Genomic DNA, 16461 nt, shown 5'->3' with positions numbered 1-16461 from the left:
CAGTACGTCAGTTCTCCTACTCCTACTCGAAACGCTGTACGAGTGCCCAATCGAGCAGGAGTAGGAGTATTCGCCAGCCGCGGTGTCTTTCTACTTCGTGCCGTTCAAAACACGCACTCCCCAAACTCAAGCCTTTCAGTTATCGTAGTCGTTACCGTCAGGCGGTACTGAACTATAGAAGGTCGTTCTTGTTAAATTGGGAAGTGGTGTCGATGCCAACTTATGACTACCAGTGCGATGCGTGTGGCCACAAGTTCGAGCACTATCAGGGGATCAATGACCCTGTGTTGACGAAATGCCCAGAATGTAAAAAGAAGAAACTGCGTCGGCTCTTGGGCACCGGCGCGGCAGTGGTTTTCAAAGGTTCCGGCTTCTATCAAACTGATTACCGCAGCGATTCCTACAAAAAAGCAGCTGCTGCTGAAAAACCATCCAGCGGCGATTCCGGCAAGTCCGAAAGCAAATCGGAGAGCAAGTCCGAATCCAAACCCGCCAGTCCGCCGAGCGAAAAGAAGTCAAAGAAGTCGGAATGAAACAACAGTTGCTCACTCACCGCTTGTCCAATGGTCTGGTGCTGCTGGGTGAGCACATGCCCTGGCTGCGCTCGGCGGCCTTCACCTTTCTGGTGCCCGCCGGCACATGCTACGAGCCTCCCCAGTTGTGCGGCCTGGCCTCGTTGGCTTGCGAAATGAGTCAGCGTGGCTGTGGACCCTATGACAGTCGCCAGTTCCTGGAAGAGCTCGACTTCATCGGCTCAGAACGCAGTAGTTCTATCACCACCCACCATTCGGCCTTCAGCTGCGCCGTGCCCAGCAGCGGCTTGGCCAAGACCATCGAGCTGTACAGCCACATGGTCCGCCATCCACATTTGCCCGCAGATCAATTGGAAGATGCGCGCCAGTTGGCGTTTCAAGACTTACGTGCGCTTGAAGACGAGCCTTCGCACCGCTGCTTCAATGAACTAAAACGCTTTCGCTTTCCACAACCCTTCGGTCGCACCGCGCAAGGTTCGGTCGAAGGGATCGAAGCGATCACTATCGATGATGTTCGCAACTTCTGTAGTGCGAACATGCATGCGGCCGAGAGCATCTTGGCTGTCGCTGGCAACTTCGATTGGCCCGAAGTCATCAGAGTGGTCGAAAGCTGTTTGGGCGATTGGAACGGACCGGCCACAGCCACGCTGCCCGACTTGAAACCAATCAGTGGTCAGCGTCATTCCGATCACGCCTCCAATCAAACGCACCTGGCCCTGGCCTACGATTGCATGCCCTACGAAAGCGATGATTACTACAAGACGCGGGCGCTGGTTGGCATCCTGAGCGACGGTATGAGCAGTCGCCTGTTCACGGAAGTCCGAGAGAAGCGCGGACTGGTCTACTCGGTATTTGCCACTTGCTTTTCACTAGCGGGCAAAGGCAGTGTGCTCTGCTATGCAGGCACCACCACCAATCGCGCCGAAGAGACACTGCACGTGCTGCTGGAGACTATTCAGTCGCTGGGCGGTGGGGTCACTGAAGATGAACTCGTGCGTTTGAAGTTTCGCATCAAGAGCGCCTTGGTGATGGAACAAGAGAGCTCAGCCGCTCGCAGCCATCAGATCGCTGTCGATTGGTTTCATCTGGGCCGCGTGCCCACTCGCGAAGAAGTATTGCGCGAGATCGATTCGCTCTCGTGCCAATCCTTGTTAGAACACTTCAATGATAATCGACCAAAGAATTTTGCTTTGGTCACCGTAGGTTCCCAACCGCTGGAGTTGCCTGGTGGAATTGCTGACGCATAAATCTTTGGGTGGTCCCGAAATCATCGCCATGTGCGATCCATCCGCGTTCACCACTTCGATCGGTTGGTTCGTCAACACCGGTGCTCGTGATGAATCGCCTGAGCTAGCCGGTGTCAGTCACTTTCTCGAACATATGGTCTTCAAAGGCACCAAGCGCCGGACAGCTGAACAGGTCAATGCTGAACTTGATCATCTGGGTGCCCAGTCCAACGCCTTTACTTCTGAAGAGTCGACGGTCTTTCATGCCTGCGTCCTACCCGAATGCCAAGACCAAGCGGTTGATCTATTAACCGATATCATGCGTCCACGCTTACGTGAAGACGATTTTCAGACAGAGCGCCAAGTGGTACTGGAAGAGATCGCCATGTACGACGATCAGCCTCCCTATGGCGCGATGGAACGGGCGATGGAGTTGTTTTTTGGCGACCACTCCTTGAGTCGACGCGTGCTCGGTACCGTTGAGACCGTAGGGGAAATGACTATCGACCAAATGCTTCAGTATCACAAGCAGCGTTATACGCTCGACAACATGGTGCTGGTAGCTAGCGGTAAAGTCGACTTCGCGCGAATGGTTGAACAGACGGAAGGTCTAGTCAGTTCATGGAAAGGTCGCGCGGCGCCGCGTCAAACACATCTGCCCAAGTTTGGCGTGTCCGAAGCGATCATCGAGCGCGAAGCCTCTCATCAACAATACACCGTCAAGATCTGGCCAGGCGTGGGCTGCAATGACCCATCCCGTTATGCACTACGACTGTTATCAAGCGTGATTGCCGACGAGTCGGGCAGTCGGCTGTTTTGGGAACTGATCGATACCGGCCTGGCAGAAACCGCTGCCCTCTGGCCACAGTTCTTTCAAGAGTGCGGCTGTATCGTCGGCTACTTATGTTGTGCTCCGGAAGATACCGAAGAAAACATCGACACGATCCAGCGGGTATTTCAGCAAGTGATCGACGAAGGCGTCTCGCAGCGCGAACTCGATCTGGCCCGCAATAAGATCATGGCCAGTTTGATTCTCTCCGACGAACGACCCAGCAACCGCCTCTTTGCTCTCGGGCAAAGCTGGTTAGCCCGACGTCGCTACGATCCGCTGGACGCTGTCCTGGGCCGTTACGCCGCAGTCACCACTGACGAACTGCGTGAACTGGCCCAGCAAACTCTCGCTCAAACTCCGGTTACGGTACAAGTAGTCCACGTCGATTCGTAGTCTCTCTGAACGTAGAGCGGCTGTCCCCAGCCGCTCAGCACCCTCCAACCAATTCTCGACCGACCTAGAGCGCGTTGTTTGCATCACCGGAAATGCGGACCATTGGTTTGAAGACGCAGGGGGTTAGAGGGTGCTGAGCAGCTGAGGACAGCTGCTCTACACTCCAACACCACCTTCCCCCGGACCTATGTCCGTTCTTCAGAGCGGTGTTCGGCTCAGCAGGAGCATTCGCCCTCCCCAATGCGGACCATTGGTTTGAAGACGCATGGGTTAGAGGGTTCTGAGCAGCTGAGGACAGCTGCTCTACTACAACTTCTTCAACCAACGAGCGCACAAGTCGGGCCAGCTGGTAACAGGCATGTCGGTGGCGCGCAGGCCGTAGCCGTGACCGCCTGCGGAAAAGACGTGCAACTCAGCAGGTACCTTCTTGCGTTTTAGCTCCAACCACAACAGGACGCTGCTTTCAGGCACGACCGGATCATTGGCGGCATGCACCAAGAACATGGGCGGCGTCTTGTCATCGACCTTCACATAGTCCAATAGCGATGTGCCTTCTTTGTTGACTAAATAAGCCGGATAGATCAGCACCGTGAAATTCGGTTTCCAGGCGATGTCATCCGTGTCATCCACGCGCTCATACAAACGTTGGGGTAACAACGTGGCTAGCGCCGCGGTTTCTCCACCCGCAGAGAAACCGAGGATGCCAAGCTTGTTCGGATCGATCTTCCACTGGTCGGCCATTTTGCGCACCAGCGATAGTGCTCGCTGCGCGTCCTGCACGGCAGCCGTGTATCGTGGCGATTCCGTGCGCGCAGGCACGCGGTACTTCAGCACCGCTGCGCTGACGCCCTGAGTGTTCAGCCACTCTGCGACTTCGGTACCCTCCAGATCCCAAGCCAGAATGGTGTGACCACCGCCTGGACATATAACGACGCAAGCACCGGTAGCTTTGTCTGCCGATGCCGGATAGAAGTGTACTTCGGGTTCGCTGACATTACCTAAGCGAATAATAGGTTTGCCAGCCACCATCGCCGGCTCTAGCGGACCTTCGGGCCCCAATTGTTTGGTGTCGCCCGGAGCGCGACCACTTGGCCAGATCTTTACGACCTCCGACGCCTTAGCCGCATCTTGAGCGTAAAGGGAGGTGCTAGCAAACGTGAGAATCAGTGTGGCTGCCAGAAGTGTTTTCATCGGTGGGGTCCGTGCTGGGTTGCGTCCAGTGAGAAGTACCATTTTTTGCTATGATACATGCACGTGCCCAGCGAATGTGGAATAAGGAGTGGGAATCATGCAGCTTAGCCGCCGAGATTGTTTGCGTCAGTTGGCCTTGTCGACTGCGTTGGCAACGACCTGCAACTTGCCATCAGCTGAAGCTTTTCAAACGGCCAAAAAAGTGCCACAGCGCTGGCAACAGTCGATTCGCTCCGGGCTGGACTATTTGGCGCGCACACAGTCTTCGCGCGGTCAGTGGAACACGCCGCCGTATCCGGTCGCTTTGGGCGCCTTGGCCGGCACCGCCCTGCTCTGCTCAGGTTCGACCGCCACCCAAGGGCCTTATGCCAAACAGATTGCACGGTGTACCGACTATTTGATCAGCAAGAGCCGCGGCAATGGACTGATCGGCGAACCGGCGGCGGACATTCGCTATACCTACGGACACGGCTTCTCGATGCTCTTCTTGAGTCAAGTGCTAGGAGAAGAAGGCGACAGCGATCGGAGAACCGAAATTCTGGATGTGCTGAAACGAGCCGTCGAGTTTTGTGCCAACGCGCAAACGCCCTCGGGCGGTTGGGGATATGTAAGCGCTCGCGACGGAGCCAACTACGATGAAGGCTCGACGACCATTACTCAAGTGCAAGGCTTGCGTGGTTGTCGCAATGCGGGCGTGGCTGTGCCCGCTGAAATTATCGAACACGCGATCAAGTACATCTACGATTGCAAGAACGAAGATGGCGGCATCAGTTACTCCAGCAAGCAAATGGGCACTTCGCGACCGGCCATTACTGCCGCTGCACTAGCCGCTCTATTTAATGCTGGGGACTACGACAGCAAACATGTGCCGCAAATGCTCAAGTACACGCGTGAGACACTGCATACTCTCAACGATGATGGGGCTGCCTTCGGTCATTGGCACTACACGTATCTGTATTACAGCCAGGTTGTGTACCGTCAAGGCGATCAAGAATGGTTACCCTTCCGCGATCGTCTCTACGAGCGCATTGTCTCCGAGCAAGAGAGTGATGGCTCGTGGAAAGGTCAAATCAGCGAAGTCTATATCACTGCCTGCAACCTCATCATGCTGCAGCTCGATCATGGTCTGTTGCCGATCTATCAACGCTAAGAAATTTGACTTTACCAGTAGCCCCTCTCACGTAGCGGCGTCTCTCCGAGACGCCGATTTCGAGTCTCGGAGAGACTCGGCTACGTGAGGCATTTAGCAGAGAACGCGATGTCCGAGTCCAACGATGTATCGATACGCGACTTCCAGAATTTGATTCGTCAAATGTATTTTGACAAAGACGTCGAGCGGGGTATCGATGGCACGTTCATGTGGCTGATGGAAGAAGTTGGCGAACTAGCTACGGCCTTGCGCAGTGGTTCATTAGAAGAGCAATCACTGGAGTTTGCCGACGTGATCGCCTGGCTAACCACCATCGCCAATGTAGCTGGCGTCGACCTGGCTGCCGCCCTCCAGCGCAAATACGGCGCGGGCTGCCCCGGCTGCGCTCACCTGGTATGCACATGCGACATGAGCGAAAAACCTTAGCCCCTACACATCGCGGACCATTGATCGTTTAACCCGTTGCCGCAGGCTAGGCGCACCCTCTAACCACATTTTCTTCCGACCCAACGACGATGCGGCCCGACCTCGCGTGGAGGCACGAGGTTAGTGGAGACACGAGGTCAGCGGAGGCCTACGCTCCGCGTCCTTTGCCGGGATAGACGGCTGACTCGGTCACGACTTTATCCATGAAGATGTCGTGGTCTTGCATAGGAATCTCGGGGAACATTTGGCATTCGAAGGCCAAGGCAACCAGAGGGCAATCGGGTCGAGCGTGTTGCAGTAGTTTGTCGTAGTATCCTTTGCCGTGACCGGTCCGTCCGCCTTGCTTGTCGAAAGCTACACCTGGGACCATGATCAAGTCGAGGTCTTCAGGCTGCAATCGTTTACTGGCCACATCGCGCAGTTCAACGCGTGGCTCGAGGATTTTGTACATCCCAATGCTCAGTTCATCCATCGATTCCAGATGGAAGAGTTCCAGTTCACCATCGACGCAGAATGGAATCACAATGCGTTTGTCGCCCTGGATGGCAACCGGCAACGCTTGCCGCGTGCGGACTTCATCACGCACGTCGACATAGAACATAACCGTCTTGGCTGCCGCGAATTCGGCCAATTGCATAAAGCTGTCGACGATGGTCGTGCTGACGGCGTCTTTGTCGGGTTGAGCTTTGCGATTGGCATGAGCTGCTTCGCGAATAGCCTGTTTGCGAGTCGCTAGATCGTCAGTCGAAGGTTCCATCAAGGATCTCGAGGAGTAAGGAGTAAGGAGTAAGGAGTAAGGAGTAAGGAGTAAGGAGTAAGGAGTAAGGAGTAAGGTGTAAGGTGTAAGGTGTAAGGTGTAAGGTGTAAGGTGTAAGTCACCTCCCCCGGCGAAGCTGGGGGAGGTCGGAGCCAGCGTTTAGCTAGGCTCCGGGAGGGGGCTCGTTACCAAAGTGTAAGTGTAAGCAGCAATCGACCCCTGAACCGACAACGTTTCAAATACTTTATTCATCAAGTAATTCGACGGCAGCGAACTTCTCGCCTTCGAGCATGGAGAGGCTGGCGCCGCCACCGGTGCTCACGTGTGTGACTTGATCGGCAAAGCCTAATTGTTCGATGGCTGCTGCGCTGTCGCCACCACCTATGATACTTGTCGCATCACTTTCTGCGATGGCTTGAGCCACGGCTTTGGTGCCGGCGTCGAATGGTGGCTTCTCAAATACGCCCATCGGACCGTTCCACACGACCGTGGCCGCCCCGCGCAGTAACTGTGCGTAGCTCTTGGCGGTTTCGGGGCCGATATCGTAGCCCTCCCAACCATCGGGAATTTGGCCAGCCTTGACGATTTGCTTGTTGCAATCGGAAGAAAAAGCATCGCCGCAGTGGGTGTCGGTGGGCAGGATCAGTTTGTTACCACCTTTGGCCAACAGTTCCTTGGCCAATTCAACTTTATCCGGTTCCACGCGGCTGTTGCCAACTTTTCCGCCTTGGGCTAGCGAGAAAGTGTAAGCCATCGCTCCGCCAATCAAGACGCTGTCACAGATGCCTAGCAAGTTGTTGATGACGTTGATCTTGTCGCTGACTTTGGCACCTCCCAAGATAGCCACAAAGGGACGTTTGGGATTCTGAATCGTTTCACTCAGATACTGAATCTCTTTGGCCACCAGGTATCCAGAGACTTTGGGTTTGCTGCCCATGGCTTGCGGCACAGCCACCATGGATGCATCGCTGCGATGGCAAGTTCCAAAAGCATCGTTGCAGTAGATGTCAGCCATCGCGGCCAGCTTTTGCGCGTAAGCGGGATCGGCTGCGGGTTCTTGTTCGCCGGCGTTGAATCGGACGTTTTCCAGCACCACAATGCCGCCGCTTTGCAGAGCGTCTACTTTGGCATGTGCATCATCGCCCACGGTATCGGATGCAAAGGCCACCGGCTTGCCCAGCAGTTCAGCCAACCGCTCTGCAGCGGGTTTCAGCGTGTACTTGGGTTCGGGCCCCTTACCTTTGGGACGTCCCAAGTGGCTCATCAGAATCAATTTGCCACCGCGATTGATGACCGATTCGATTGAAGGCAGCGCCATGCGAATGCGACGATCATCGGTAATCGCACCGCTATCATCTTGCGGGACATTGAAGTCGACTCGCATCAGCACGGTCTTGCCATTGGGATCGATGTCGGCGATGGATTTTTTGGCCATTGGGTTTGGATCTCTGTTGTTGGTTGAGTGGCTGGTGGGGTGCGATGAGCTAATTATGCCGCTTTTGAGCAGATTTCAAATCGCAGATCTCCATTGTCAGATCTTATATTTTGAATTCGAAATCACGGTTTGATCGTTGATCCTAAGACCTGCAAGAACTGCCGCATCCAAGCTGGATGAGCTGGCCAGGCAGGAGCGGTGACCAGGTTGCCATCGGTATGCGCCGAATCAAATCCACTACTGGGCTCGACGTAGGTGCCGCCTGCCAGCCTTACTTCGGGGCTAACGGCAGGATAGGCGCTGCAGGCCTTGGCTGAAATCACTCCGGCGGCCGCCAGGATTTGTGGACCATGGCAGATGGCCGCAATTGGTTTGTCGGCTTTGGAAAAGCGACGGACGAGGTCGAGAACTTTTTCGTCCAGTCGCAGGTACTCGGGGGCACGGCCGCCAGGGATAACCAGGGCATCGTAGGTGGCTGGGTCTACCGAGGCAAAATCGGCTGAGATGCGAAAACGATGGCCCGGTTTTTCGCTGTAAGTCTGGTGGCCTTCGAAGTCGTGAATGGCAGTGGCCACAAAATCGCCCGCCGTTTTGCCGGGGCAAACCGCGTCGCAGTGGTGGCCGACCATCAACAACATTTGAAACGGGACCATGATTTCGTAGTCTTCGACAAAGTCGCCGACCAGGAACAGAATGCGTTTTGCGGCCATGGTTTAAGCTCTTTCGTGGGTTGTGTGTATGAACGATTTGCGGTTACATTCTGGAGTTCGCCCAACAAATTCCAGTCCGAATCAAAGTGCAGGACCATCATGACCGCCGCAGCTGCAGCCACTCTACCTGTCCGCGTGGGCCATAGCCCGGACGCTGACGATGCTTTCATGTTCTACGCTCTCAGCCGCGATTGTCTGGATACGGGGCGTTATCATTTTACCCATGAACTGGTAGATATCGAGACGCTGAACCGTCGAGCCTTTTCCGGTGAACTGGAACTGACCGCGCTCAGCTTGCATGCTTATGCTTATCTGGCGGATCGCTACAAGATCTGCTCGTGCGGCGCGAGCTTTGGCGATGATTATGGACCGATGGTTGTCGCCCGTCAGCCGCTGACCCGCGAGTTTTTGCAGACCGCTACGATTGCTGTGCCCGGCACGTTGACCACGGCTTTCTTGTCGCTGCAGTTGTGGCTGGGCGGTCCTTGCAAGCATGTGGTGGTGCCGTTTAATGAGATGCTCGAGATTACTCAAGCGGGTCAATACAACGGGCAACCCGTAGATGCTGGCCTGGTGATTCACGAGGGACAGCTGACTTATCAAGAGCAAGGCTTGCACTTGATCGAAGACATGGGCGTATGGTGGAAGCGTGAGACGGGTTATCCACTGCCACTGGGTGCTAATGGTATTCGCAAGGACTTGGGCGAGCCAGCTATGACCGACATCAATCGCTTGCTGTACGAGAGCATCAAGTATGGGCTGGAGCATCGCAGTGCTGCCCTGGATTATGCACTCGGTTACGGTCGAGGTTTGGCGCGCGACAAGGCCGATGAGTTTGTAGGCATGTATGTCAACAATTGGACGCTCGACTTTGGTGACCGCGGTCGAGCCGCTGTGAATGAACTGCTCACCCGCGGCTACAAAGCCGGTATCCTGAAACAACACGTCGTCGCCGAATTCATGGACTCAGTTGTGCAATCGTAGAGCAGCTGTCCCCAGCTGCTCAGCACCCTCTAACTCATTCCTCTACCGACCGAGTGACCGGGAGGGCGAAGGGGGCGAAGGTCCTCCTGAGCCAACACCGTCATGAAGCACGGACATAGTCTCGGGGGAAAAGTCGTAGAGCAGCTGTCCCCAGCTGCTCAGCACCCTCTAACGAATTCCCCTGCCGACCGAGTGACCGGGAGGGCGAAGGTCCTCCTGAGCCAACACCGCTTTGAGGTACGGACAAAGTCTCGGGGGAAAAGTCGTAGAGCAGCTGTCCCCAGCTGCTCAGCACCCTCTAACTCATTCCTCTACCGACCGAGTGTCCGGGAGGGCGAAGGTTCTCCTGAGCCCAACACCGCTTTGAGGTACGGACAAAGTCTCGGGGGAAAAGTCGTAGAGCAGCAACGAAACAGGCCGACCTCTTGCGAGATCGGCCTGGATCGTTTTTTAGCATTGACACCGGCGGGTGTTAGTAGCGGATGATGTAGTCAACCGTCACACGATCTAGCAAAACATCGCGACGTTCGGTCAGTGGGAATTCGTATACGAAGCCCAATTCGCGATTCTGTTTTCGTTTGTACTTGAAGCCCACGCCTTGGGTCACGATATCGTTGCCCGTGACGTTGGACGAACCCAAGCTGAACAGGTCACCACCTTCGACACCGTTGAGTGGGCCGTTGCCGCTGCTGAGCCAGTTGTACCAGTTGATTTCGCTGAACGCGTACAGCTTCTTGGTAACGCGATAGTCGAAGTGGTTCGACCAGTAAATCATGCGGTTTTGCAAGTTATCATCGGCAGGCAAGCGAGTGCCTACAGAGGTGATGAAGTGTGCATTGCAGCCGATGCGACGACCATGAGTGGTAAACAAATGGAATTGACCATTGCCATACTTCTGGAAGTTGCCAGTTGAACCCATGGGAATTTCATAGGTAAAACCGGTGCTGTACAGGACGCCAGCCACAGGATCGGCGTACAGATTGTACTTCAAGCCTGCGTTGACACCCATCCAGCCCTGGTCCAGGATCGCGTTGCTCTCTGTCATGTAACCGTCTTTGGTCGCAATCAAGCTGAGCTTGTCGGTCAGTCGAGCGCGGAACTGCATAGCGAACACGTTCACGTCACCGCCACCGGCAGCTACGGGAACATTGTGGTGAGCATAAATGAATCGCAGTTCGCTCAGGTTGCGAGGATCTTCAAAGTACGTTGGATTGGTCATCGGGCTGATGAAATCGTCGTAGCACAGATCGGTTTTCTTGACCAATCCCAGACCCAGGATGCCATCATCGCATCCGCAAGCGCTGTCACATCCGCCATCGCAGCTGATGCCACATCCGCTGTCGCAGCTATTGTCGCCGCATCCGCATAGGCCTGCAGCCGCGTCACAGCAGCTCGAGCCGCCATTATCACAGGTGCCACAAGCACATGGTGCCAAGACGGCGTCATGTTGGGCGGTGTCGGTGAACTTGTACTCCGCACCGACTACCGACTTGTTGGTCGTGCCGGCTTGTGCAGATCCTTGTAAGGCTGCACCTGCTACTAGGCAAGCCAGTAGCAGTCTCTTAAGCGAGATCTTCATCAATGAACTCCTCCGTGTGCATCGAACGCGCGTTCGACTTGGTTTGGTTTCACAGCTCGGCCCCGACCGTGTCATCCAATGACCCTACAGTTTGTTGTTCGAGGGAGAACCCGCCTCTATCGAACTCGCCGCAGCTTCGCAAACTAGAATCGCCATCGCTGATGTCATCTCTTGGCTAGCGAAGTGACTTCATGCAACTCTTTCGCAAGTCCCAGTCGTTAAGTCCGCCCCGATTTTCGGCAAGCCTATCTGTCTTAAAGCCCTCAAGTGGCAAGTGCCTGCGTCAGAGCGCATCACATTTGCAAGCGCACAGGGCTCGATCGCGAGGCACATGTGGCAAGTTGTGCACAGACTATCCCGCGCGTAGCCAGAAGTTTCTTTGAGTCCAGTTCGGGTCGTATCAATTACACAAATTAGGCAATATCCTCGGACGAACTCCCCGTAGCCGAACTCCCAGAGTTTGGATCGTCGCCGTAGCCGAACTCGCCAGAGTTTGGATCGTCGCCTTGGAGTGCTGCGCTATGTGTCACAGCATGAATGCGCCAGCCATCCCCTATCAAGCTCACAAATGGGCAAGTGGTCTGTCCCCAGGTTTGTCGCTCGAAATTCCCGTAGCTGAACTCGCCAGAGTTTGGATCGTCGCCTTGGAGCTGCTATGTAGGAGCGATTGCGCAGAGGGGATTTTAGGCGAGTACGTAATTCTAGCGGTCCCGCCGCTGGCAGGAAAAAAATTTTTGAGTAGAGACGGTTTGCTTCTCAAAATTGGTGAGCCAAATCGTTCTCGGTCGTTCTTTGATCAGGTATCGCCATACTGGTAATCATAAGAGGGACGGCCTCAAACTGCCTTATCAGGCGGTGGTGATCCGACAGAGCGCCAAGCTCCAAGAAGGCAGCGAGTGCCATAGTGCTCGAAGGCGGTGTGGATTTGACTCACCTGAATGAGAATCAGCTTGAAGCCGTCTGTTCCTCGTTTGTAAGTGTACTCTCAGCTTTTAGTCGTGCGAGAATCGTTGTCAGTAATTCTCCTATTCGCTTAGGACCGCGTCGGGTACTTCCCTGCTCGAGCGATTGAGCAACGAGTTCCGCTTCACACCCACGCGTCTTTAGTGGAAGTTGCGCTACAGCGTTTTCCATGTCGATCAAGGTTTGATCGAGAGGAGTTGCATGATCGTCATGGAATATCCGGAGTTTAACAAGAATCGAATTGGGATCACGGCAACACTCGTGCTTTAGCGGAGCGTCGCCAGCCACGCAAGCGAATGCAATTCTGCTGAAACGCTTAGCGATTTTGACTCGAGTTGCGCGCTTGTCGATATTCTGTATCGCATCGCTTGCAGCAACCACTCTGAAGTGGCCATTGAGCTTGGCAAGATTATCAGCGATGCGCATTAGGGACGCTCGCAGACGACGATTGGCGTTTTTGACGATTGAACCAGAGTTGTCGGTTTGGTCACTCTGGTAACGTGAGGGAAAGATTCCGCTACGGCCCGTAATTGCATTGGCATTAGCGTAATGAGAGATGGGGCCCATCTCTCCTGCAAAATCAGCGGCCGAAACGACGTTGATTGCAGGAATTGCCAACAGTCGCACGTAAGGAGTTTTCACAAGATTCCCTGCAATTTCCACTTCCAAACGCGCAATCTGCTTTTCAAGCATCTGATACAAGTCATGTAGTTCTGTCCACATAGAATGATGCAGAGTTGGTGATTCAACTTCCAGCTTGACTGCTTGCTGTGCCCAGCCAATGACCTTATCGATCGTTGATTGCTGAAAACGAATTTTCTGTTTGGCCAAGTGCTCGCCCAGGCCTTTGAGACCGAGTGCTAAAACCGCTTGGGCCGAATCGGCTTTCCTTGCAATTTCTATCGCTGGCGGATGACTAAAGAAGTCACTAAAGACACCTGCGTAACCAGGCATGCTTAAGTGTAAGTGCTCGCGAATCTGGCAAGCTATGGCTGTCGACTTTTCCACCAAGTCGCGTCGATGACGGACACGCAGTCTCAACTGCTCGTAGACATCGGGGAGCTTAAGTTCGCATAAACCGAAACCAGCTATGGCTGCTCGATGATGTGCTGCGAGATCGGTCTGATCCGTCTTGTTCTCTGGATCGGCTGGTACTCTGTATTGCTTGGTTGCCAGCGGATGAATTATCCGTACTTCAAAACCCGCACGATCAAAGGCATGCTTCAGAATGAGATGGTAGTTCCCGGTCCGCTCGACTGTTACGATCAGATCCTTGATACGATGCTTTTCCGCTTGATCCTTGACCAGTTGAATTGCATTTCCGATCGAATTGGGTTGATGCTCTACCGTCGTGGAATCGATCAGGATGTTGCCCATATAGTCGGCCATCATCAACTCCGACCGCAGCTTGGCCGGATCAATACAGACGATCGCAAAGTGCTCTGCGCCGACAGCCTTGACGCGTGGGGCGATGACCCCGCTGGGCTTGTGAAGAGATTGACGATTCTTGGAACGACGCTTCGAGGCTACAGAATTCTTAACCGACATCTGACTACTCCTTAAGTAGGGAAAACCTCTACTCAATTGTCCAGATAGCAGTTCCCGTATGTTATTGGGATTTCTGACCAACATACCAGTGCTGCGCTATGTGTCACAGCATGAATGCGCCAGCAAAGCCCCCTATCAAGCTGGCAAATCGGCAAGTGGTCTGTCCCCGTTCCGCCGATGTCGATTGCTAGCAATTTAGCCAAGCCTACACGAATGGTTGCCCCTGTGCTCTGTCCCCGGTTTCGACCAGGGACACAGCACCGGCTGATTTACTAGCGCACTGTGCCACTGCTCTGTCCCCCATCTGTTGGCTCGGGCTCCTGGACCCACCAACGACCGCCGACTACGGAACGAACATCGGGTCTGTCCCCATTCCAGACCGGGGACAGACACCGGGTCTGTCCCCCGTTCCGTCGCTCGTGATTGCTAGCAATAAGCCGGCGAGTTTGCCCCTGCTCTGTCCCCGCTCCTGCGCGGGGACAGACACCGGGTCTGTCCTTATGTCCAGCCCCGGGGACACACCCCCTGAGTCGCGGTGGAGTTAGGTGTCCAGGACGCAAGAGCGTCAGGAGTTGTCTTGCATCAAGCGGTCGCGCGGCGTGGTCGCGTGCGGGGGCCCGTTTTCTGTGAAATCCCCCACTTTCACAGCGGTTGACGTTGCTGGAAATTAACTTGCTTGATAAATTTCGGAGTTCCCAGCGAAAGGCCGTTTGGTTTCGAAGTGCATATGCGCTTCGGCGGCATCGCGCGCACCCCGAACCCCGACCTCTTCCTCCTCTTCTTGCGCGATCACGTATCGCTGCCCCGAGGAATCGTAGGTCTGACTGGAAAAAGTCACTTTTATGGTCAATCGTAACCTCATTCGCTCCCTCGAAGACGACTCTATTTATCAGCAAATTGCTGATCTGCTGCCGGAAGAAAAGATTCACGACTGGTTGGATCCCGATATCGGTGAAGCTCAAGACTTTGGAATCAATCAAATCGTCGACGGCAAAATCGTCGAAATCACCGAGGATTACGTCGTTGTCGACGTCGGCTTCAAGAGCGAAGGTGCTATTGATCGCAACGAATGGTCCGAAACCGATGAACAACCGGTAGTCGGTGGCATCGTTAAAGTGCTCGTCGAAGAAATGGAAGACGAGCTCGGCCCGGCCGACGATATCCACGGCATGATCAGCCTCAGCAAGCGCAAAGCTGAAAAGATCCTCGATTGGGAACGCACGATTCGCGCCATCGAAGAAGGTCAAGTCGTTACCGGTACTGTCACTCGCAAAATCAAGGGCGGTCTGCTGGTCGATATCGGCGTAGCCGTCTTCTTGCCAGCCAGCCAAGTGGACATCCGTCGCCCCAATGACATCGCCGACTTCATCGGTCGCGTTGTGCAGTGCGAAGTCCTCAAGATTGACGAGTCTCGCCGCAATATCGTCGTCAGCCGTCGCTCGCTGATCGAAAAGCAACGCGAAGAAGATCGCGAACACCTGCTCTCGGAACTGGAAGTTGGCCAACTCCGCAAAGGTATCGTCAAGAACATCGCCGACTTCGGTGCGTTCGTCGACCTGGGCGGGATCGATGGTCTGCTACACATTACCGACATGAGCTGGGAACGCATCGGCCATCCTTCGGAAATGGTCGCCATCGATCAAGAGATCGAAGTCAAAGTGCTGCAGATCGATCGCGAAAAGCAAAAGATCGCTTTGGGTCTGAAGCAAAAGCAAAAGAACCCATGGGAAAACATCGTCGAGAAGTACCCCGTGGGCTCGACCGTCAAGGGCGAAGTTGTCAACGTGATGAGCTACGGTGCGTTCGTCAAGTTGGAACCCGGCATCGAAGGCCTGGTTCACATCAGCGAAATGTCTTGGACTCGCCGCATCAACCACCCCAACGAAATGGTCAACATTGGCGACGAAATCGATGTCAAGATCCTGGGCGTCGATGCCGCTGGCCAGCAACTCTCCTTGGGTATCAAACAAACGATGACCAATCCTTGGGATACGGTCACCGAGAAGTACTCCGAAGGCAGCGTTGTCACCGGCAAGGTACGCAATCTGACCAACTACGGAGCCTTCGTCGAACTGGAACAAGGTATCGATGGTCTGCTGCACGTCAGCGACATGTCCTGGACTCGCAAAGTCAGCCATCCATCCGAAATGGTCGAAAAAGGCCAAGAGATCAAGTGCCGCGTACTGTCGGTCGATCAAGGCCGTCGCCGTATCGCTCTGGGACTCAAGCAACTGGATCAAGATCCATGGGTCAGCTCGATTCCCGACAAGTATCAGCCTAACCAACTGGTCAAAGGTAAAGTCACCAAGATCACCAACTTCGGTGTCTTCGTCGGCTTGGAAGATGGACTGGAAGGCCTGCTGCACATCTCCGAACTGGCTGATCACAAAGTCGAGAATCCAGAAGACGTGGTCAAAGTCGGCGACGAGATCGAAGTCAAAGTCTTGCGAGTCGATATCGACGAACGCAAGATCGGTCTCTCACGCAAACGCGTCGAATGGAGCGAAGAGCAAGAAGATGCAGCCAATCGCGCCGAACAAAAAGAAGCTGCTCAACAAAAGCCTGTTCAAGAACTAAAGGGTGGTCTGGGCGCCGAAGGCCCACTGATTGCTCCACCTACCGGCGAATAATCGCCGCTTGAACTCCAAAAAGGTAAATGCCCAAACGAAACAGGCCCGCAACCGCGGGCCTGTTTTTTAATCTGAAGCCTGAAGCCTGAAGCCTGAAGCCTGAC

At 54.6% G+C, this 16461-nt stretch carries 13 protein-coding genes; 7 read left to right on the top strand and 6 right to left on the bottom strand.

What is annotated here, in order from left to right:
• The first annotated feature begins 212 nt into the window (after positions 1–212).
• The 3 genes from SH573x_RS29085 to SH573x_RS29075 are packed head-to-tail and all read left to right on the top strand — an operon-like array spanning position 213 to position 2984.
• The gene (locus SH573x_RS29085) at positions 213–533 is read left to right on the top strand and encodes an FmdB family zinc ribbon protein (protein WP_479351591.1); all 321 of its coding nucleotides are present in this window, start codon (positions 213–215) and stop codon (positions 531–533) included.
• Positions 530–1780 carry a M16 family metallopeptidase gene (locus SH573x_RS29080; RefSeq protein ID WP_479351589.1) on the top strand — a complete coding sequence of 417 codons (1251 nt, stop codon included), beginning with the start codon at positions 530–532 and terminating at the stop codon, positions 1778–1780. The genes SH573x_RS29085 and SH573x_RS29080 overlap by 4 nt, the downstream gene beginning before the upstream one ends.
• The gene (locus SH573x_RS29075) at positions 1761–2984 is read left to right on the top strand and encodes a M16 family metallopeptidase (RefSeq protein ID WP_479351587.1); all 1224 of its coding nucleotides are present in this window, start codon (positions 1761–1763) and stop codon (positions 2982–2984) included. Before SH573x_RS29080 ends, SH573x_RS29075 begins: the two co-directional genes overlap by 20 nt.
• 306 nt (positions 2985–3290) lie before the next feature.
• On the opposite strand, the gene SH573x_RS29070 is transcribed toward SH573x_RS29075, so the two are convergent.
• Positions 3291–4175, bottom strand: coding sequence for an alpha/beta hydrolase (locus SH573x_RS29070; RefSeq protein ID WP_479351585.1), 885 nt, complete (start codon positions 4173–4175; stop codon positions 3291–3293).
• A 97-nt stretch (positions 4176–4272) separates the two neighbouring features.
• On the opposite strand from SH573x_RS29070, the gene SH573x_RS29065 reads away from it, so the two are divergent.
• Both SH573x_RS29065 and SH573x_RS29060 read left to right on the top strand, forming a co-directional pair.
• Positions 4273–5325 (top strand): prenyltransferase/squalene oxidase repeat-containing protein, encoded by a 1053-nt coding sequence (locus SH573x_RS29065; RefSeq protein ID WP_479351583.1) that lies wholly within the window; start codon positions 4273–4275, stop codon positions 5323–5325.
• 108 nt (positions 5326–5433) lie between these two features.
• Complete coding sequence (locus tag SH573x_RS29060; protein ID WP_479351581.1) at positions 5434–5751, top strand: MazG nucleotide pyrophosphohydrolase domain-containing protein; 318 nt, start codon at positions 5434–5436, stop codon at positions 5749–5751.
• A gap of 148 nt (positions 5752–5899) precedes the next feature.
• On the opposite strand, the gene SH573x_RS29055 is transcribed toward SH573x_RS29060, so the two are convergent.
• From SH573x_RS29055 to SH573x_RS29045, 3 genes are all read right to left on the bottom strand, one after another.
• Entirely contained in the window at positions 5900–6508 is a 609-nt protein-coding gene (locus SH573x_RS29055; RefSeq protein WP_479351579.1) for a 5-formyltetrahydrofolate cyclo-ligase, read from the bottom strand.
• A gap of 244 nt (positions 6509–6752) precedes the next feature.
• Complete coding sequence (locus SH573x_RS29050) at positions 6753–7943, bottom strand: phosphoglycerate kinase (RefSeq protein ID WP_479351578.1); 1191 nt, start codon at positions 7941–7943, stop codon at positions 6753–6755.
• Positions 7944–8065: 122 nt separating this feature from the next.
• Positions 8066–8653 (bottom strand): DJ-1/PfpI family protein, encoded by a 588-nt coding sequence (locus SH573x_RS29045; protein WP_479351576.1) that lies wholly within the window; start codon positions 8651–8653, stop codon positions 8066–8068.
• Positions 8654–8752: 99 nt separating this feature from the next.
• Between SH573x_RS29045 and SH573x_RS29040 the strand changes: the two genes are divergently transcribed.
• Complete coding sequence (locus tag SH573x_RS29040) at positions 8753–9637, top strand: MqnA/MqnD/SBP family protein (RefSeq protein ID WP_479351574.1); 885 nt, start codon at positions 8753–8755, stop codon at positions 9635–9637.
• 472 nt (positions 9638–10109) lie between these two features.
• Here the strand turns inward: SH573x_RS29040 and SH573x_RS29035 are convergent, their stop codons facing one another.
• On the bottom strand, positions 10110–11216 hold the full coding sequence (locus SH573x_RS29035; RefSeq protein ID WP_479351572.1) for a hypothetical protein: 1107 nt from the start codon (positions 11214–11216) through the stop codon (positions 10110–10112).
• Between the two features lie 945 nt (positions 11217–12161).
• Positions 12162–13727, bottom strand: coding sequence for an IS110 family transposase (locus tag SH573x_RS29030; protein WP_479351570.1), 1566 nt, complete (start codon positions 13725–13727; stop codon positions 12162–12164).
• An 842-nt stretch (positions 13728–14569) separates the two neighbouring features.
• Here SH573x_RS29030 and SH573x_RS29025 point away from each other — a divergent pair.
• Positions 14570–16357 carry a 30S ribosomal protein S1 gene (locus SH573x_RS29025; protein ID WP_479351569.1) on the top strand — a complete coding sequence of 596 codons (1788 nt, stop codon included), beginning with the start codon at positions 14570–14572 and terminating at the stop codon, positions 16355–16357.
• Positions 16358–16461: the final 104 nt, after the last annotated feature.

Source organism: Rania fehmarnensis, assembly GCF_056494185.1.
This window is presented reverse-complemented; position numbering and strand designations above follow the sequence as displayed.